The 17,658-nt window shown below is 71.4% G+C and carries 15 protein-coding genes; 5 read left to right on the forward strand and 10 right to left on the reverse strand.

Annotation, left to right across the window (positions count from 1 at the left end):
- Nucleotides 1–435 precede the first annotated feature (435 nt).
- Both AA75_RS03490 and AA75_RS03495 read right to left on the reverse strand, forming a co-directional pair.
- Nucleotides 436–1,407, reverse strand: a complete 972-nt coding sequence (locus AA75_RS03490) for an RNA polymerase subunit sigma-70 (protein ID WP_033818216.1) — start codon at nucleotides 1,405–1,407, stop codon at nucleotides 436–438.
- A gap of 68 nt (nucleotides 1,408–1,475) precedes the next feature.
- Nucleotides 1,476–2,216 carry an SDR family oxidoreductase gene (locus tag AA75_RS03495; RefSeq protein WP_033818217.1) on the reverse strand — a complete coding sequence of 247 codons (741 nt, stop codon included), beginning with the start codon at nucleotides 2,214–2,216 and terminating at the stop codon, nucleotides 1,476–1,478.
- Nucleotides 2,217–2,814: 598 nt separating this feature from the next.
- Between AA75_RS03495 and AA75_RS03500 the strand changes: the two genes are divergently transcribed.
- Nucleotides 2,815–4,818, forward strand: coding sequence for an SMI1/KNR4 family protein (locus AA75_RS03500; RefSeq protein WP_149037914.1), 2,004 nt, complete (start codon nucleotides 2,815–2,817; stop codon nucleotides 4,816–4,818).
- Here AA75_RS03500 and AA75_RS51615 read toward each other — a convergent pair.
- Nucleotides 4,770–5,114 carry an NAD(P)H-binding protein gene (locus tag AA75_RS51615; protein ID WP_082526220.1) on the reverse strand — a complete coding sequence of 115 codons (345 nt, stop codon included), beginning with the start codon at nucleotides 5,112–5,114 and terminating at the stop codon, nucleotides 4,770–4,772. The genes AA75_RS03500 and AA75_RS51615 overlap by 49 nt on opposite strands.
- Here AA75_RS51615 and AA75_RS03505 point away from each other — a divergent pair.
- Nucleotides 5,113–6,903 carry an RICIN domain-containing protein gene (locus tag AA75_RS03505; RefSeq protein ID WP_082526221.1) on the forward strand — a complete coding sequence of 597 codons (1,791 nt, stop codon included), beginning with the start codon at nucleotides 5,113–5,115 and terminating at the stop codon, nucleotides 6,901–6,903. The two genes, AA75_RS51615 and AA75_RS03505, sit on opposite strands and share 2 nt — an antisense overlap.
- A 561-nt stretch (nucleotides 6,904–7,464) precedes the next feature.
- Here AA75_RS03505 and aspA read toward each other — a convergent pair.
- The 5 genes from aspA to AA75_RS03530 all read right to left on the reverse strand — a co-directional run bounded on the left by aspA (nucleotide 7,465) and on the right by AA75_RS03530 (nucleotide 13,093).
- Nucleotides 7,465–8,877 (reverse strand): aspartate ammonia-lyase, encoded by a 1,413-nt coding sequence (gene aspA / locus AA75_RS03510; RefSeq protein WP_033818219.1) that lies wholly within the window; start codon nucleotides 8,875–8,877, stop codon nucleotides 7,465–7,467.
- A 38-nt stretch (nucleotides 8,878–8,915) separates the two neighbouring features.
- Nucleotides 8,916–9,926 carry an asparaginase gene (locus AA75_RS03515; RefSeq protein ID WP_149037915.1) on the reverse strand — a complete coding sequence of 337 codons (1,011 nt, stop codon included), beginning with the start codon at nucleotides 9,924–9,926 and terminating at the stop codon, nucleotides 8,916–8,918.
- A gap of 26 nt (nucleotides 9,927–9,952) precedes the next feature.
- Nucleotides 9,953–11,410 carry an amino acid permease gene (locus AA75_RS03520; RefSeq protein ID WP_033818221.1) on the reverse strand — a complete coding sequence of 486 codons (1,458 nt, stop codon included), beginning with the start codon at nucleotides 11,408–11,410 and terminating at the stop codon, nucleotides 9,953–9,955.
- Complete coding sequence (locus AA75_RS03525) at nucleotides 11,407–12,084, reverse strand: FadR/GntR family transcriptional regulator (protein WP_033818222.1); 678 nt, start codon at nucleotides 12,082–12,084, stop codon at nucleotides 11,407–11,409. Before AA75_RS03525 ends, AA75_RS03520 begins: the two co-directional genes overlap by 4 nt.
- Nucleotides 12,085–12,631: 547 nt before the next feature.
- A complete protein-coding gene (locus AA75_RS03530) occupies nucleotides 12,632–13,093 on the reverse strand; it encodes an SRPBCC family protein (protein ID WP_033818223.1) in 462 nt (153 codons plus the stop codon).
- Nucleotides 13,094–13,406: 313 nt separating this feature from the next.
- Between AA75_RS03530 and AA75_RS03535 the strand changes: the two genes are divergently transcribed.
- Complete coding sequence (locus AA75_RS03535) at nucleotides 13,407–14,315, forward strand: sensor histidine kinase (protein ID WP_233288909.1); 909 nt, start codon at nucleotides 13,407–13,409, stop codon at nucleotides 14,313–14,315.
- Complete coding sequence (locus AA75_RS03540; protein WP_082526223.1) at nucleotides 14,312–15,058, forward strand: response regulator transcription factor; 747 nt, start codon at nucleotides 14,312–14,314, stop codon at nucleotides 15,056–15,058. The genes AA75_RS03535 and AA75_RS03540 overlap by 4 nt, the downstream gene beginning before the upstream one ends.
- Here the strand turns inward: AA75_RS03540 and AA75_RS03545 are convergent.
- Nucleotides 15,016–16,050 (reverse strand): haloalkane dehalogenase, encoded by a 1,035-nt coding sequence (locus AA75_RS03545; RefSeq protein ID WP_082526224.1) that lies wholly within the window; start codon nucleotides 16,048–16,050, stop codon nucleotides 15,016–15,018. The two genes, AA75_RS03540 and AA75_RS03545, sit on opposite strands and share 43 nt — an antisense overlap.
- A gap of 106 nt (nucleotides 16,051–16,156) precedes the next feature.
- Entirely contained in the window at nucleotides 16,157–16,972 is an 816-nt protein-coding gene (locus AA75_RS03550) for an SDR family oxidoreductase (protein ID WP_033818224.1), read from the reverse strand.
- Nucleotides 16,973–17,072: 100 nt separating this feature from the next.
- Here AA75_RS03550 and AA75_RS03555 point away from each other — a divergent pair, with 100 nt between their 5' ends.
- Nucleotides 17,073–17,651 (forward strand): TetR/AcrR family transcriptional regulator, encoded by a 579-nt coding sequence (locus AA75_RS03555; protein ID WP_033818225.1) that lies wholly within the window; start codon nucleotides 17,073–17,075, stop codon nucleotides 17,649–17,651.
- The last annotated feature ends 7 nt before the right edge of the window (nucleotides 17,652–17,658 follow it).

Raw genomic sequence — 17,658 nt, forward strand, 5'->3', positions numbered from 1 at the left:
GGGCCCCGCCTGATCAGGTGGGCCGGGATGTTCGCAGCAGCAGCGCCATGGCCTGCGGACACCCACCGTCGCTGAGCCAGGATCCCGATCCTGGTCTCAGTTCTGGTCTCATTCATCACGGTTCAGGACTGTTCAACCGGCACCCTGGAAAGCTCTCCGCCGCAGGTCAGAACGTGTGCGGACCCCGCCGGACAGCGCCGTGCAGAATTGGAAAGCGTGTTGGGGGCAACCCCTCACGAGTTCGAATCTCGTATCCTCCGCCTTCACGAAGGCCCGGACCGTTCTACGGTCCGGGCCTTCGTCGTTCACCGGCCTCCCACACCGGACGACGGCGACTTCGCCGCTTCGACGAACCACGCCTCGCGGGCTGCGCGGACTGCGCGGCCGTCAGGCGCCGGGGAGGATCGCAGGAAGCACGTCGGCAGACCGAGGATCTCAGCCACGTTCCGTCGCGAGCGCGGGATCGAATCCGAACGTCGGCACCAGGCTCGCGTCGTTGAACGCCGTGATGCGGGCGACGCGGGCGCCGATCAGGGTCAGGACCTGGACGCCGTAGGGCTCGTACCGCCCGTCCCCCGCGTGCCTGTGGATGACGAAGGCGGACTGGCCGTTGGCGCTGGTGGGCGTCAGCCGCCAGAGGTCGGGGCGCAGCACCTGGTCGGTCAGGAAGCCGAGGACGGCCCGGCGGCCGGTGAACCAGGTCGGGGTGGGCGGCATCTCCAGCTCGACGTCGACGCGCAGCAGGTTGACCAGCGCGGCGGGGTCGGCGCGGGTGAAGGCGTCGACGTAGCCGTCGAGGAGGGTGCGCCTGGTCTCCTCGTCCGGCTCGGCCAGGTCGTCCGCGACCGGTCCGGCGTCGGCCAAGCGGGCGCGGGCGCGGCGGAGCGCGCTGTCCACGGCCGCGATGGTCGTGTCCAGCATCTCGGCGACCTCGGCTGTCCGGAACCCCAGTACGTCGCGCAGGGTCAGCACGGCGCGCTGGCGGGCGGACAGATACTGGAGCGCGGCGATGAAGGCGAGGCGCACGCCCGTCCGCGCAGCCACGACCGTCGCCGGGTCGTCGGCGCCGAACCGGGCGTCCGGCGCCGGCTGGAGCCACGCCATCGTCGGCTCGCGGGGAGCCACCGCCACCCGGTGGTCGTCCGATGGCGCGCCCAACCCCGACGGCAGGGGCCTGCGTTTGCGCGTCTCCAGTGCCGTCAGGCAGGCCATGGTGGCGATCCGGTACAGCCACCGCCGCACCGAGGATCGCCCCTCGAAGCCGTCGAACCCACGCCACGCCCGCAGGTAGGTCTCCTGCACCAGGTCCTCGGCGTCATGGATCGAGCCGAGGATCCGGTAGCAGTGCGCGAGCAGTTCCGGCCGGAACGGCTCGGCCAGGGCGGTGAAGTCGGCGTTCGAGGGCATCGCGGATCCTCCTCGGAGTGCGGCGGGGCCACTGTAGGCGGCGGTGGGCGGCGTGGCCGGGTGGCGGCTCAGCCGATCGGGCTCAGACCCTCGCTGCCGAGCCGGTACTCCGCACCGCTGTCCGGGTTCCCGGCGAGTTCCACGACGGCCTTGCCGACCTGCTCCAGGTGGAGGATCGGCTGCCGTCCCTCGATGAAGGTCTCCCGATCGACACCCACCCGCGCGGCGTAGCCCGTGACCCCGGCCTCGCCCACCCCGCCGACCGGGGTCATGTCCGGCAGCACCGTGACGAACCGGATTCCCGACCCGGCCCGCTCGGACTCCTCGGCGCCGTACTGGCGCAGGTAGCGGACGGCGGCCTTGGCGCTGGCGTACCCGCCGCTGAGCGGGGAGCCTCCCAGAGCGGCCCCACTGGACATCGACAGGACCAGGCTGCCCGGCGCCAGCGGCTCCCGCAGCGCCGCCCCGGTCCAGGTGAACACGTGCCGGGTGTCGACCTCCCAGTTGCGACTGAAGGTCTCCCAGGTCTGCTCCTGCACGGGCGCCATGTGCGGCGTGGCCCCGGCGTTGAGGACGAGCAGACTCGGGCTGTGCGTGCGGATCACCTCTGCGGCGAGCGCTTCGTCGGTGGCGTCTGCGGCAACGGGCGTGAAGCCCTCGCCGAGTTCGTCGCGTACGGCGCACAGCCCCTGCCCGTCGCGGGCGATGCCGATGACGCGGGTCCCCCGGGCGACGAGCGCGGCGGCAATCGCGCGCCCGAAGCCACGGCTGGCACCGGTGACCACTGCGGTCTGAACGGGATCTGACATCGGAATCTCCTCAGTACTGGTCGGGTCCGGTACCTATCCAGACCAGCGGCGGGCGGAAAAACCGTCGCCCTCACGGAAAGATCTTTTGGAGGCACCCGGGAAACACCCGTCGCCGCTTCGACACCGCCCGCATCGCCCGCCCCGTTGCCCATCAGCGCCCCGGATCGGCAGCACCTGCTGCGAGGCCGACTGGCGACCCGGGCCCTCGGAGGGGGCGGGCTACGCAGTGGGAGTACGAGGCGACCGCCAACGGACATGTCAGCTACCTCGCCGACGAGCCCGACCGAACCGTCCACCTCGTTTTCCGCCTCCCTCGGCACCCCAGGGACACCGACAGCTATCGGAGAATTGGCGCGCCGGAATCGGCCACCTCGGCGTGCCGCTGCTGCCGGCCGGGGGGCGGTCGGGTACATCCTGGCCGCGGGCGAGGACCACTGTGAGCTTCGGTGCCCGGTCCGCAACCGGCGCACCTGCGGCCCCCTCGACATGATCCCGGGCTGTCACCGCCCCGGCATAGGGTGCGACTCCGACGAACAGTCGTTGATCTCGCGGAGGTTGACCCGTGGTGGCACACCTGAGCCATGTACCCCGATCCTGCATGGCATCCTGGCTGCTGCCGAACGGCCCGGAGTACTTCATCCCGGAATTCACGTCGGCGGCGTGTACGGCGGCGCGTATGGTACTGGCCGAGGACGACGCTCGGCGCGAAGCGGTCGGCCTGACTCTCATCCACCTGCTGGACCACGGTTTCGCGATCCGCCCCGAGGTGGCCCGCACGATCGTGGAGCTTGTTCCCGAGCAACGGGCTGCCGCCGCCGCGCAGTTGCGCCTCTACGGCGCCGACCCGATGAACGATCGGGCGCGTATCCCATATCCGCAGCAGGACGTCTCCGACACGAGTTCCGCCGCGCTGCTCACGCACATCGCCCTGGCAGTCCTGGACCCCGACGAACTCCCGGCGGCACGGGAGCGGTTCCGGAACACCGGCGATGCCAGGGCCGCCGTCCACAGCGCCGCACTCGCCCGACTCGGACCGGAGCCGAGGGAGGACGCCCTGGTCCGGCTGACGGCGGGCGCCAACCGGAACCGGACCCGGAGTGAGTCGTCGGCCGTGCCGCCGTCGATGCTGCGCATGGCGCTCGAAGACGGGACGTGGTCGGCACTAGTCTCGCTGGCGCTGTTTCCGGACGAGTGGAAGTCACCGCACGGCCCGGTGAGCGAACTGCCTGACCTCGTCCCATCGGGGTGCGCGGCAGTACGCGAGATGCTCGCCCAGGACACGGCTCAGCGCGAGGCGATCGGCAGCGCGCTCGTCGACCTGCTGGATCTCGACTTCGTGAGCCGCATCGAGGTGGCCCGCACCATCGTGGACCTCGTTCCCGAGCAACGCCTGCGCGCGGCTGCGAAGTTGAGCGGATATCTGGCGAACCTTCCGAACGACCCGGCGCTGGTCCACTCTCTTCACAAGGATCTTTCCCCCACCGCTCCCGCCGCGATGGCCACCCAGATCGCGCTGGCCACGCTCGACCCCGGGCAGTCCGAGGCGGCGCGCTCCCGGCTCCAACTCGCCAACGGACACGTGGAGCCCTTCTTCGCCGCCGACTTCGCCCAGCTCGGACCGCAGCACACCAACGACGTGCTGGCCCGGATGGCTGCGCGGCTGACGCCCCGGCGAGTGCAGGAGATGTTCACGCTGAGCCCGTACGTGGATCGGCAGCATGTTTACGAACTGCTGCACGGCGTGGTCGCCGGTGGCGTGCCGGTCGGTCTCGTCGCGGTGCCGCTGACCGTGCTGGAGCTGGCCGAGCGTCCTGACGCGGTGCGGCTGGCACTGGAGTCATTGGTGCTGAACCCGAAGGAGTACCTGGTCACGGGCGGAGACAAGGACATCGTGGCGGCGGTGCTCGATGCGGGTCCTGAGTTTCAGGGCCAGGTGACCGCGGCGCTGTGGTGGGTCGTCAGGAAGCTGTCGCTCAACCGGGCACTGCGTCTCCAGGCCGCGGCACGGCTCGGCCCGTCCGACCGCGAGGTCGCCGAGCGGTTCCTGACCGGCCCGGACTCCGAGAGCGCACGGCTGGAGCGCGCGGCGGTGGCCGAGGCCTGGCGGCGGATCGAGGAGGCGCTGACGGTGCACGCTCCGGCGCTGCTAGGCGGCCTGGCCGCACCGGCGAGCGCCGAGGAGGTCGCGATGGCCGAGGCGCAGCTCGGATATCCGCTGCCGGTCGACTTCGCGGCCTCGTGCATGATCCACCGTGCGGTCGACATTCCGGGCGCGGGCCCCGACGACTGGATGCACTGGGACGTTTCCGAGCTTGCCGAGATACGCGAGAACACGGCCGACGACTGGTCCTCGCGGGCCTACGTTCCGCTCACCGTGGAGGGCGACGGCTCCCACGTGGTCATGGATCTGGACCCCGAGGGGTCGCCGGGCCGGTTGATCTACTCGGACCAGGGCTGGGACCCCGATCCGGATGACGAGCGTGCACCGAGCTGGCTGTCCGTCCTGGAGTCCTTCGCCGGCAACCTGGAAGCCGGCTGTTACCGGTACAGCATCTACGACGACGCTACCGGCGCGGGCGAACTCCTCCACGAGCACCTCTGATCAACGGCCCCACCACCGAAGGCCCCCACCCTCCGGGCGGTTTCCTCGGTCGGGGTGTCGACGAGGGCGGCGGGACGCAGGATCGTCCAGTCCAGCGGCCGGTCCCTGATCGCCTCCTCGGCAGCCCGCTTCGCCTTCAGGTTCGGTCCGGCCCCCGCGGCGAACACCACCGCGTCGGCGCGTGGTGCCCGAAAAAATCTTTGCGATCCGCGGCAACCCTTTCGGGGGCGGCGACAACTGGGGGGGTGTCCGGACACCCGGTCTGTCACAGACAACGGCTGAAAGAGAGCAGGCATGTCCCTCGCCCCAAGTCACAGGAAGCGGCGCCTGTACCAGCGTCGGAGTCTCTGGGCGGCCGTCGGCCTGGCCGTCCTTGGCGGCTCCGTGGCCGTGGTCAGCACGGCCTCGGCGGGAACCGTCGACACCAACGCCTGGTACACGCTGGTCAACCGCGCCACCGGCGAGTCGCTGGACGCCCTCGACTACGCCACGTACGACGGTTCTCCGCTGGGGCAGTGGAGCCGTACCGGCGGGACCAACCAGCAGTGGAAGTTCGTCGACTCCGGCGAGGGGAACTACCGGCTGCAGAACCGTAACTCCGGCAAGGTCCTGGACGACTACGGCTGGTCGGACGCCGAAGGCGCCGCGCTGGTGCAGTGGCGCGACCTGAACGGCGCCAACCAGCAGTTCCACCTGGAGAAGTCGTCGGACGGTTACGTGCGTCTGATCAACCGCTTCAACGGCAAGGCCGTCGAGGTCCCGGGCGGTTCCAAGACCGACGGGAGCCACCTCGCCCAGTACCACGACTGGAACGGCCCCCAGCAGCAGTGGCAGCTCGTCCCGGTCGGCGGCAACACGGGCGGCTCCGGCAGCACCGCCACGCCCACCACGCCCACCACGCCCACCACGCCCACCAAGCCGACCGGCAGCGCTCCGGCGAGCCAGGCTCCGAGCACCCGCCCGACCTCCGTGCCGCCGGCGTCCCCGGCCCCCGGCAGCGGCAGCTCGGCGAAGACCCTCATGGGCAGCACAACGATGCTCATCGGCGGCGCGATGGACGACTCCTCGGCGCACGCCGCGCCGTTCGACGTGCGGTACAACTACGTGCACAGCCAGCCCGCGCCCTCGTCGGACGCCTACACGGCGGCCCGCTGCCAGGACGGGTGGTCGGGCTGGTGGGGCTGCTGGACCGGCAGCACCACGGCGCCCGGCACGTTCGTGACCTACAAGGACGCCAATGCGGCTCATGAGACCTACCAGGGCAAGTCGCGCCCGCAGAAGCAGCTCTGGACCTGGTACTCGCTGCGCGACCTCGGCGACGCGGCGGGCCAGGGCGACGGCCCGGGCGAGGTCCAGGCCATCAACCGGGCCGACCTGCTCACCCGCTACCTGAACGACTACCGCTTCTTGCTCCAGAAGATCGGCACCTCGCACGACATGATCGACCTCGAGCCCGACTTCTGGGGCTACGTCCGCTCGCTCGGCAACCCGCACCAGGTCGCCGCGCAGGTCAAGGCCGCGAACCCCACGGACTGCGGCTCGCAGGAGAACAGCGCCTCCGGCCTGGCCCAGTGCCTTATCTCGATGGGGCACAAGTACGCGCCGAACACCGGCATCGGCCTGCACCTGTCCTGCTTCGACTGGCAGCAGAACACCCCGCAGTGCGCCAAGGACTACGCGGACCTCGGGGCATCGAGCGCCGACTTCCTGGTCACCGACGTGACGGACCGCGACGCGGGCTGGTACGCACTGCCCGCCCACGGCAGCAAGAACACCTACTGGAACGACCAGAAGGGCTTCGCCGCGCTCGCCTTCTACAAGACGATGGCCGAGGCCGTGGGCAAGCCGGTGGTCCTGTGGCAGGTCCCCCTGGGCAACATGGCGCAGAACAACACGCCCAACCACTACAAGGACGACAAGGTCGACTGGTTCTTCTCGCACCTGGACCAAGCGGCGAACGCACACGTCGGCGGCATCCTGTTCGGCGCCGGCTGGACGGAACAGACCACGCCCGAGACCGACGGCGGCAACCTGATCAACAAGACCATCGCCTACCGCAACGCGGGCGGCACGCCGCTCAAGTAACCAGCAAGCGCACATAGGGAGCAAGCCCCGGGCCACCGGCCTGGGGCTTGCCCGCTTTGGCGGCTGACGGAGCGGCTTACGCCACGCTCTCGCCGGAACCACCAAAGCCATCGCTTCGAGGACACCGAGTGCGCTGGCGACGACGACGCCCTTGCGGTCTTCCTCGACCGCGAAGCGGCAGCCGACTCCGACCTCCGCCTTCAGGCCCGGGACGACCGTGCCAAGGCCGTCGAGCCGGCCATCCTCGTCCTGGGCCACTGGCTGGCCACCACCGCCCAACCGCAGAGCCGCCGGTGAGCGCCCTCGCAGCCTTCCGCAAGCCCCTCGGCCGGGCAGCGGCCGACACCGAGGTCGCGGGCTGGCAGGCCGTCTCCCGCGCGCTGCCGGTGCCCCGGCTGCTTGGCCGCACCGACGACTTCGTGGCCTACGAGGACGTGTTCGCCAGTGACCGGTGCACCAAGCTGCTGGGCGACGTGATTGCCACCGCCGACCGTCACCCGGACACAGCGGTGGCTGGAAGAACGGCCCGGGGGGCGTTCCCCCCGCTCGGGCCGACCGGGGTCAGAGCTGCGGCGAACCGCTCCCCGCGAGCACCTCGGGCCGCAGCAGCGCCTGCAGCCGCTCGGCCGGCAGCAGGCCTTTCTCCAGCACGAGTTCGGCGACGCCGCGCCCGCTGACCAGGGCCTCCTTGGCGATGCCGGTGGCCGCCTCGTAGCCGATGTGGGGGTTGAGGGCGGTGACCAGGCCGATGGAGTTCTCCACGGCGGCCCGCAGCTGCGCCTCGTTCGCCGTGATCCCGGCGACGCATCGCTCGGCGAGGGTCAGGCAGGCGTGCTCCAGGTGCATGATGCTCTTGGAGAGGGAGTGCAGGATGACCGGCTCGAAGGCGTTCAGCTGGAGCTGCCCGGCCTCCGCGGCCATGGTGATGGTGACGTCGTTGCCGATCACCTCGAAAGCGACCTGGTTGACGACCTCGGGGATCACCGGGTTGACCTTGCCGGGCATAATGCTCGAACCGGCCTGCACCGGCGGCAGGTTGATCTCGTTCAGGCCCGCGCGCGGCCCGGACGACAGCAGCCTGAGGTCGTTGCAGGTCTTGGAGAGCTTGACGGCGATCCGCTTGAGCACACCGGACATCTGCACGAAGGCACCACAGTCCTGAGTGGCCTCGACCAGGTTGGCGGCCGTCACCAGCGGAAGGCCGGTGATCTCGGCCAGGTGGCGGCGCGCCGACTCGGCGTATCCGGCCGGGGCGTTGAGGCCCGTACCGATCGCCGTGGCGCCGAGGTTGATCTCCTGGACCAGCTCGACGGCCTCCGCGAGCCGGCTGCGGTCCTCGTCGATCATGACCGCGTACGCCGAGAACTCCTGCCCGAGCGTCATCGGCACCGCGTCCTGGAGCTGGGTGCGGCCCATCTTCAGGACGTCGCGGAACTCGACGGCCTTGCGGGCGAAGGCGTCCTGGAGCACGGCCATCGCCTTGAGCAGACCGCGCACGGCGAAGACCGTGGCGATCTTGACGGCGGTCGGGTAGACGTCGTTGGTGGACTGGCCGAGGTTGACGTCCTCGTTCGGGTGGAGGTGCTGGTACTCGCCCCTGGCGTGGCCGAGCAGCTCCAGCGCCCGGTTGGCGACGACCTCGTTGGCGTTCATGTTCGTCGAGGTACCGGCGCCGCCCTGGATGACGTCGACGACGAACTGGTCGTGCAGCTTGCCGTCGCGGATCTCGCGGCATGCCTCGATGACGGCGGCGGCCTTCTCCTGTTCCAGCAGGCCGAGTTCCTCGTTGGCGAGGGCAGCGGCCTCCTTGACGGCGGCGAGGGCGTCGATCAGATGCGGGTACGCGGAGATCGGCGTCCCCGAGATGGGGAAGTTCTCCCTGGCGCGCAGGGTGTGTATGCCCCAGTACGCCTCGACGGGTACGTCGCGGTGGCCGAGCAGGTCGTGTTCGCTGCGGTGGGCTGCGGAGGTCATGGCGGTGTGGGCCTTTCGGAGGTGGACGATTCGCTCGGTCAGGCTTGCGTCGGGGAGAGCGGGTCGAGCGCGCGGACCGACCGGACGCTGCCGACCGGCTTGCCGCCTCCGAGTAGCGGTTCACCCGCGAACTCGGCGAGAGCCGCCGGGTCGATGCCGGCGCGGGCGAGGGCCGCGGCAACGACCGGTATGCGCGCCCGGTTCGCCCCGTCGGAGATCTTCACGGCGACGGCCCGGCCGTCCGGCAGGGCGGCGACCTGCACACCCTCGAAGCCGTCCTTGGTGAGGAGCCCGGGCACGGCGCGCATCAGCGCGGCGACGTCGCGCCCCGAGCCCGAGGCCATCTCGGCGTGCTCGCGCATCGCGTCGGCCACCCGGGCCTCCGGGGTGCCGGCCGGCGAGGTGGTGATCCGGGCCGCGGCGCGCGCGAGCCCGTGCAGCGAGGCGGTGAACAGGGGCGCGCCGCAGCCGTCGACGGTCACCCGGGCGATCGCCTGGCCGGTGAGGTCCTCGACGGTCTCGGCGATGGCCCGCTGGAGCGGGTGGGCGGGGTCGAGGTAGTCCTCCAGCGACCAGCCGTTGAGCTCGCAGGTGTACAGCATGGCCGCGTGCTTGCCGGAGCAGTTCTGCGCGAGCCGGGACGGCAGGCGCGCCTCGCGCACCCAGGTGTCGCGCACCACCGGGTCGTACGGAAGGTCGGGGATGTTGCGCAGGTCGTCCTCACGGACCCCGGCCAGCTCCAGGATGCGACGGGTGCCGGCAAGGTGCACTGCCTCGCCGGAGTGGCTGGCCGCGGTCAGCGCCAGCAGCTCCCCGTCGAGCGGCAGCCCCGCCCGCACCATCGCCACCGCCTGCAACGGCTTGAGCGCCGAGCGCGGATAGAAGGCGGCTTCGATGTCACCGAGTTGAAGCTCCACGGCCGAGTCGGCGCCCAGGACGACGACCGAGCCGTAGTGGATGCCTTCGACGACTCCACCGCGGACGAGGTGGGCGACCGGGGCGTGGCGGGGCTCCCGGATCACCGGAGGCTGGGCCTGAGCCTCAGCCACCGAACTTCCGTACGAAACTGCGTGGTTCACACGTTCACCTCGGAGGACTTCGTACGGGCGACCCGCCCGCGTACGCCGTACCAGCCGGCCACCAGGGCAGCCGCGATCAGCGGCACGCACAGCACCGTGGCACGGCTGGCGCCGCCGTCGGCGTACATCAGGACGAAGACGGAGACGAGGAAGCCGAGCGTGACGATCTCGGTCCATGGGGAGCCGGGCAGCCGGTAGCCCGGCCGGGACAGCTCGCCCGCCTGCGTCTTCCGCCAGAACAGCAGGTGGCAGATCATGATCATGCCCCAGGTGGACAGGATGCCGATCGCCGCGAAGTTGAGCACGATCTCGAACGCGTCCGCCGGGACGACGAAGTTGAGGCCAACGCCGAGGACGCAGATGCCGCTGGTGAGCAGGATGCCGCCGTAGGGGACCTGGGTGCGGCTCATCACGCCGGTGAACTTCGGTGCCGAGCCGGACATCGCCATGGAGCGCAGGATGCGCCCGGTGGAGTACAGGCCGGAGTTGAGCGAGGACATGGCCGCGGTGAGCACGACGAGGTTCATCACGGCGCCGGCCGCCGGGACGCCGATGTGGGAGAGGACCGTCACGAAGGGGCTCTGGCCTGCGGAGTACCTGTTCCAGGGCAGCAGCATCGACAGCAGGACGACCGAGCCGACGTAGAACAGGCCGACGCGCCACATGATCGAGTTGATCGCCTTCGGCAGGATCTTCTCAGGGTTCTCGGTCTCGCCCGCCGCGACGCCGACCAACTCGACGGAGGCGTAGGCGAAGACGACACCCTGGATGATCAGCAGCATCGGCAGCACGCCGTTGGGGAAGACACCGCCGTGGTCGGTGATCAGCGAAGGGCCGGGGACGGCGCCGTCGACCGGGTGCCGGGTGACCAGCAGGAAGATGGCGATCGCCATGAAGATCACGAGGGCGCTGACCTTGATGATGGCGAACCAGAACTCCATCTCGCCGAAGATCCTCACCGAGATGAGGTTCACGGTGAGGACCACGGCCAGGGCGACGAGCGCGATCACCCACTGCGGGATGCCGGAGAACAGGCCCCAGTAGTGGGTGTAGGTGGCCACGGCGGTGATGTCGGCGATGCCGGTGGTCACCCAGTTGAGAAAGTACATCCAGCCCGCGGTGTACGCGCCCTTCTCACCGAGGAACTCCCGGGCGTACGAGACGAACGCGCCGGACGAGGGCCGGTAGAGGACGAGTTCCCCGAGGGCACGGACGACGAGGAAGGCGAAGACGCCGCAGATCGCGTACGCGACGAAGAGGGAGGGGCCGGCGTCGGCGAGCCGGCCGCCCGCGCCGAGGAACAGGCCGGTGCCGATGGCGCCGCCGATGGCGATCATGTTGACGTGTCGGGACTTGAGGGACTTGCGGTAGCCCGCGTCACCGGCGTCGACGTGACCGGACGAGGTGCGGGTGTCCGCCTGGGCGGACTCTTCCTGCAGGGACTGCTCGCTCACGCCTCGGGTCTGCCTTCCGTGGGGATGTCCGTGCGCCGGGGGCGCACGATGTCGGTGAGGGTCGTCTCGACGCAGTCGAGGTGGTGGGCCATGGCTTCCACCGCGTCGTGTTGGGAACCGTCCACCAGCGCCTCGACGATCGCCCGGTGCTCGCGGTTGGACTGCTCGCGCCGACCTCCCAGATCGTTGAGGAAGGCCGACTGGCGGGCCAGCGCGTCCCGGATCTCCTCGATGATCCGGCGGAACACCGGGTTCTGAGCGGCCTCGGCCACGGCCAGGTGGAAGAGCGTGTCCATCGCGACCCACGCGGTGGTGTCGGTCTCCCGCTCCATCCGGTCCAGGAGGTGGGCCAGGTGGTCGAGGTTCTCCGGAGTACGGCGCAGCGCCGCATAGCCGGCGACCGGGATCTCGACGTGTCGGCGCACCTCCAGCAGGTCGCTGGCCGCGTAGTCGCCGAAGGTGGGGTCCTCGACGGTGCTGGCGACGACGAAAGTGCCCTTCCCCGTCCTGGAGACGGTCAGACCCATGGTCTGCAGGGCCCGCAGGGCCTCGCGCAGCACGGGGCGACTGACCTCCAGGCTGCGGCACAGCTCCGCCTCGGAGGGGAGCTTGTCACCGATCGCGTATTCGCCGCGCTCGATGGCACGGCGGAGGTGGGTGAGGACCGCTTCCATGGCGCTGACGCGCCGCAGTCTCGTACCACCTGTCTGGCTGTCTGACAGGTTCACGGGAGTGATACTCCGGTTAACGGGACGTGACTGTCAAGGGTGCGGAGGCATGCCACGATCGCTACGAAGCCACGCCGCGGGACTCCATCCACGCGCGGGACGCGCAGGCTTCTCGACGGCAGTTCCGAGTCCCAGCGTCGGCCCCGGTCGTGGATTCGGTCTCAGTTCTGGTCTCATTCATCGCCGTTCAGGCTGGTCCAGATGCCTTCCCAGCGACCAGAAAGCCGTAGGTGACAACGTGTACGGACCCCGCCGAACACCCCCGAGCAGAATTGGAAAGCGTGTTTGGGGCAACCCCTCACGAGTTCGAATCTCGTATCCTCCGCCGGCAGAAGGCCCGGACCGCTCAGCGGTCCGGGCCTTCGTCGTTCGCGGCCTCGGCCGAAGTCCCAACGGGCCCTCGGTCGGTCGGCGGCCCGTCCTCATCGACGTTCCTGACCGCTGGCCAGGTGAGACCACCACCCGCTCGGCAACGGTGGCAGGCCCGCCCGCCTCAGTGGCCGCCGGCCAGCCGCCGGGCCAGTACTCGGCCGCGCTCGGCCTGTACTGCTCCGGCCTTCCCGGCCGCGTAACGGAGGAGGCCGAAGGGCGCGTGCAGCCGCAGCCGATCGACCACCAGGGAACCGCCGTCGCCTCGGGCGGTGAGGGCGAACCGGTAGTCCATCCGCACACCACCGGGACTGACCACCTCGCCGCTGACCGTCGCCTCACCCGGAAGTCGGGCGTCGTCGGTGCGCAGGCTGACCTGGATGACGTTGTCGTGCCGGACCAATCCGAGGAACCGGAAGCGCTCGACGGCCACGTAGTGCGTGACCCCGCCCTCGCACCGCACGTCCCGCACGTCCACGAGCAGCGGGGAGAGACCGATGTAGTTCTCGGGGTCCGCCAGGTGGGCGAGCACCGCAGCGGGCGTCGCCGCGATGTCGTAGCTGTGGCTCAGTTCGGTGCTGGGCACGTCCAACTCCCCTGTCCGGTCCGGGTGCGGCCGTCATCGTGGATCGGGAACGATCGTCGGATGATCGCACCTTCCTGCCGGCTCCGTCAGGCCATCGCCGGAAGCTCCTCCGGCGACCTCAGTCGCCAATGACGTCAAGCCGACAGTCCGGCCTGCCGAGGCTGGTGTCAGACGGCCACGAGCCGTCCAAAAGCGGTGATCTCCGGCTGCGAGTACGTGATCCGCGCCCGGCGCCGAGGTCATCCCGGGGATGTACGGACCTGGGCCCGGCGGACGATGCGGCGGCGGGCGGGTGACTGGCAGGGTGGGGGCCGTGTGGAGATCCGGGAGCGTCTGGCTGGTCGTCGCGTTGGCCGTGGTGGCGGTGGGAGCGGCGTGGCTGGCGGTCGCGCTCGGCCGGGCCCGGCGGCTGCACCGGAAGGTGATCGAGGAGCGCGGCTGGCTGCTCGAGCGGGAGCGCGAGAGCGCCGCGCGGGTCGCGGTGGACGCCGAACGGGCCCGGATCGCCAGGGAGTTGCACGACATCGTCAGCCACAACGTGAGCGTCATGGTGGTCCAGGCCGGGGCGGCCCGCGAGGTGCTCACCCTGCGGCCCGACCAGGCCGTGGAGGCGCTGATCGCCGTCGAGGGCGCCGGGCGGGACGCGATGACCGAGCTGCGGCACCTGCTCGGCGTGCTCGCGCCGTCGCAGAGCGGCGATGACGACCCCGACCCGGCCGCGCTGTCCCCGCAGCCCGGCCTGGACCAGCTCGGCCGGCTGGTCGACCGGATCGCGTTCGCCGGACTGCCGGTGGAGGTGCGGATATCCGGCGAGCCCAGGGCACTGCCGGGCGGGGTCGGACTGACGGCGTACCGGATCGTGCAGGAGGCGCTGACCAACGCCCTCAAGCACGGCGACGCGACCAAGGCCGAGGTGACGGTCCGCTACGCCGACCGCCAGCTGCGGGTGGAGGTGCTGAACAGCGGACCCAGCACGCTGTTCGGCCGGCCCTCGACCCCTGGCGCGACGGCGCCGACCGCGGGGCGGCGGGGTGACGGCGCGGGCCGCGGGCTGGTGGGCCTGCGGGAGCGGGTCGCGGTGTACGGCGGCGATCTGGACGCGCGGCGGCGGCTGGGCGGCGGCTACCGGGTCCGGGCCAGGATCCCGTTGGACCGGCCCTTCGAGCAGCCGTCGGACCGGCCGTCGGAACGACCGCTGGACCGGCCGCGGGACCGGCCGTGACGGGCCCGGCGCCGGCCGGCGTCGCGGGTACCGAGGGCTCCGAGGGTGCCGGGCCCGCGCCGCGGGTCCTGATCGCCGACGACCAGGCGCTGGTCCGGACCGGGTTCCGCATGATCCTCACCGCGCGCGGCCTCGACGTGGTCGGCGAGGCCCGGGACGGCGCCGAGGCGGTGGCGGCGGCCCGCAGCCTGCGGCCAGACGTGGTGCTGATGGACATCCGGATGCCGAACCTGGACGGCCTGGAGGCCGCCCGGCAGGTCCTGGCGCAGGACCCGGACTGCCGGGTGATCATGCTGACCACGTTCGACCTCGACCAGTACGTCTACGCCGCGCTGGCGCTCGGGGCGAGCGGCTTCCTGCTGAAGGACGTCACCGCCGAGCACCTCGCTGCCGCCGTGCGCCTGGTCGGCACCGGCGACGCCCTGCTGGCGCCCTCGATCACCCGGCGGCTGGTGGAACGCTTCGCCACCGGCGGCGGCCCCGGCACCGACGCCGGGGGGCGCCGGACGCCGGCCGTCCACCGCGAGCTCGGCGCCCTGACCCCGCGCGAGCTGGAGGTCCTCACCCTGCTGGGCCGCGGCCTGTCCAACGCCGAGCTCGCCCGCACGCTGACGCTCAGCGAAGCGACCGTGAAGACCCACGTCGCCCGGATCTTCGCCAAGCTGACCCTCCGCGACCGTGCCCAGGCGGTCGTGCTGGCCTACGAGACGGGACTCGTCTCCCCCGGCGGGAGCGACGCGTAAGCACCTCCCGCCGCCGCTCCCGCCCCCGCCCCCGTTCCAGCCGTCCCAGCTGGCCCCGCCGGCCCAGCCGTCCGGGCCCGGTGGAGGCCGTGCCGGGCCGACCAGGCGGTGACGGCGGCGGCGATGGCGAGCGGCTGGTCCTCCGGGGTGTGGTGGCCGGCGACCAGGTCGGGGTGGTGCTCGATCTCGAGGCCGGCGATGTTCGCCGCGCACCACTCGACGGTCGCGGGGCCCATCATCACCCCGGGCCCGGGGGCGAAGGTCAGCAGCAGTTTGGGCACGTCCGCGCTGGCGGCCAGCCAGCTGTCGTACGCCTCGATCCTGGCGACGACGTCGGCGGGGTCGCCTCCCAGCGGCATCGACCGGGGCCACTGCAGCAACGGGCGGCGGCTGCGGCGGGTCGGGTACGGCTGGCGGTACACCTCCAGGTCGGCGGGGTCGAGGGGGGTGGCGACGGAGCCGGGCAGCGCCTGTTCGATGAAGGCGTTGTCGTCGAGGATCATCGCCTCACCGACCTGCGGGGTCCTTATCGCCCGGAACAGCGGGCGGCCGCCCTCCGGGAACTCCTCCCAGCTCATCGGCTTCACGATGGTCTCGGTGAACGCGATGCCGCGGACCCGGTCGGGGTGCCGGGCGGCCCGGTCGAAGGCGAGGGCGCCGCCCCAGTCATGTCCGACCAGCACGACGTCGGTGAGACCGAGCGCGTCGAACCAGGCGTCCAGGTAGCGGGCCTGGTCGGCGAAGGTGTACGCGATGTCGGGCTGCCCGGACGCCCCCATGCCGATCAGGTCCGGGGCCAGCAGGCGGCCCGGCCGGCCGACGGCGGGCAGGACGTGCCGCCACAGGTGGGAGGAGGTGGGGTTGCCGTGCAGGAACACGATCGGCGGGCCTTCACCGCCTTCCCGGTGGAGCCCCCCATGGAGCTCCCGGTGGTGCTCCCGGTGGTGCTCCCGGTGGAACATGAACGAGTCGAGGACGGGCTGGACGGGCATGTCGGCCGCTCCTGTGCGGGTCGGGGGTCCAGGGGTCAGGGGTCCAGGGGTCAGGGTCAGGGGGGCGGGAGTTCAGGGCCCCGGGACGGTGCCCGGCTGCTGCAGGTCAGCGGAAGGCCGGGGCGGTCCGGGCGGCCCAGGCGGCGAAGGTGCGCGGCGCCCGTCCGAGGATGCGTTCGACGGCGGGGCTCACCTCCTGCTCGGCGGGCAGCGGCCGGCCGAGGATGGCGAGGGTGCCCTCCACCACCGGTTCCGGCATGAAGGCCAGCATCTGCGCGCGGGCCTCGGCGCGGGTCTGCTCGACGAACCGCACCGGGCTGCCCAGCGCCTCGCCGATCGCCTCGGCCCGCTGGCGCGGGCTGACGGCGGCGGGTCCGGTCAGGTCGTACGTCCGGCCGGTGTGGCCGCTCCCGCGCAGGACCGCGGCCGCGACCTCGGCCACGTCCGCGGGGTCGACGGTGGGCAGCGCGACGTCGCCGAAGGGCGCGGCGGCCGTCCGCCGCTCACGGATCGACCCGGCCCAGGCGAAGGCGTTGGAGTTCAGGCCCCCGGAGCGCAGGACGGTCCAGTCCAGGGCGGAGCGGCGTACCGCCTCCTCGAACGCGACCGGGTGGCGGTAGACCTCGGGCCTGGTCCCGGCTCCCTGCGAGGAGAGCAGGACGACCCGGCGCACGCCGCCCGCTGCGGCGAGGTCGAGGATGCCCTGCGGGTCCTCGCCGGCGACCAGCAGGAACAGCGCGTCGGCGCCGTCCAGGGCGGGGCGCAGGCTCTGCGGGTCGGCGAGGTCGGCCGCCACGTGCCGTACGCCGTCGGGCAGCGGGGCCGGACGGCGGGAGACCGCGGTCACCTGCTCGCCGGCGCCGGTGAGGATCCGGACCAGCTCCTGTCCGACGTTCCCGGTCGCACCCGTCACAACGATCATGAGAAAACCCCCGCGAGTTGGTCAGTGGATAGGTAAGTCAGTTGGCTGACTTAGTCGAGACCCTAGCCGCTCCCCGGGGCGCACGTCTACAGTCAGTCAGGTGACTCACTCAAAAACCGCCCGGCGGTCCTCGGGCAAGCGGGAGCGGCTGGCGGCCGCCGCCGCCCAGGTACTGCACGAGCAGGGCGTCGAACAGACCACGCTCGCCGACATCGCCCGGGCCGCCGACGTACCGGTCGGCAACGTCTACTACTACTTCAAGACCAAGAACGAGCTGGTCGAGGCGGCGATCGACGCCCATGCGCAGGGCCTCGCCGCCCTGATCGGCGCGCTCGACACGCTCGAAACCCCGCAGGACCGGCTGAAGGCGCTGCTGAACGGCTGGATCGAGCAGCGCGAGCTCACCGCCCGCCACGGCTGTCCGACCGGATCCCTGGCCTCGGAGCTCGACAAGCGCGCGGACGGCCTCGACCGCGCCGTCGCCAAGGTGATCGAGGCACTCATCGACTGGGCCGAACAGCAGTTCCGGGCGATGGGACGCGAGGATGCCCGCGAACTCGCGGTCGCGCTGGTCGCCGCGTACCAGGGGATCTCGCTGCTCACCAACACCCTGCGCGACCCCGAGCTGATGGCCGTCGAGGGGCGCCGGCTGGAACGCTGGATCGACTCGCTCACCTGACGGTCCG

It is taken from the genome of Kitasatospora sp. MBT63 (genome assembly GCF_000710465.2).
GTDB lineage: Bacteria > Actinomycetota > Actinomycetes > Streptomycetales > Streptomycetaceae > Kitasatospora.

Coding starts and splice junctions, on each gene's coding strand:
- AA75_RS03550 (WP_033818224.1), bottom strand. CDS start 16,972: ATGATCGTTGTGACGGGTGCGACCGGGAACGTCGGACAGGAGCTGGTC.
- AA75_RS51615 (WP_082526220.1), bottom strand. CDS start 5,114: ATGCCTGCTCTCTTTCAGCCGTTGTCTGTGACAGACCGGGTGTCCGGA.
- AA75_RS03490 (WP_033818216.1), bottom strand. CDS start 1,407: ATGCCCTCGAACGCCGACTTCACCGCCCTGGCCGAGCCGTTCCGGCCG.
- AA75_RS03505 (WP_082526221.1), top strand. CDS start 5,113: ATGTCCCTCGCCCCAAGTCACAGGAAGCGGCGCCTGTACCAGCGTCGG.
- AA75_RS03525 (WP_033818222.1), bottom strand. CDS start 12,084: ATGGAAGCGGTCCTCACCCACCTCCGCCGTGCCATCGAGCGCGGCGAA.
- AA75_RS03500 (WP_149037914.1), top strand. CDS start 2,815: ATGGCATCCTGGCTGCTGCCGAACGGCCCGGAGTACTTCATCCCGGAA.
- AA75_RS03545 (WP_082526224.1), bottom strand. CDS start 16,050: ATGCCCGTCCAGCCCGTCCTCGACTCGTTCATGTTCCACCGGGAGCAC.
- AA75_RS03495 (WP_033818217.1), bottom strand. CDS start 2,216: ATGTCAGATCCCGTTCAGACCGCAGTGGTCACCGGTGCCAGCCGTGGC.
- aspA (WP_033818219.1), bottom strand. CDS start 8,877: ATGACCTCCGCAGCCCACCGCAGCGAACACGACCTGCTCGGCCACCGC.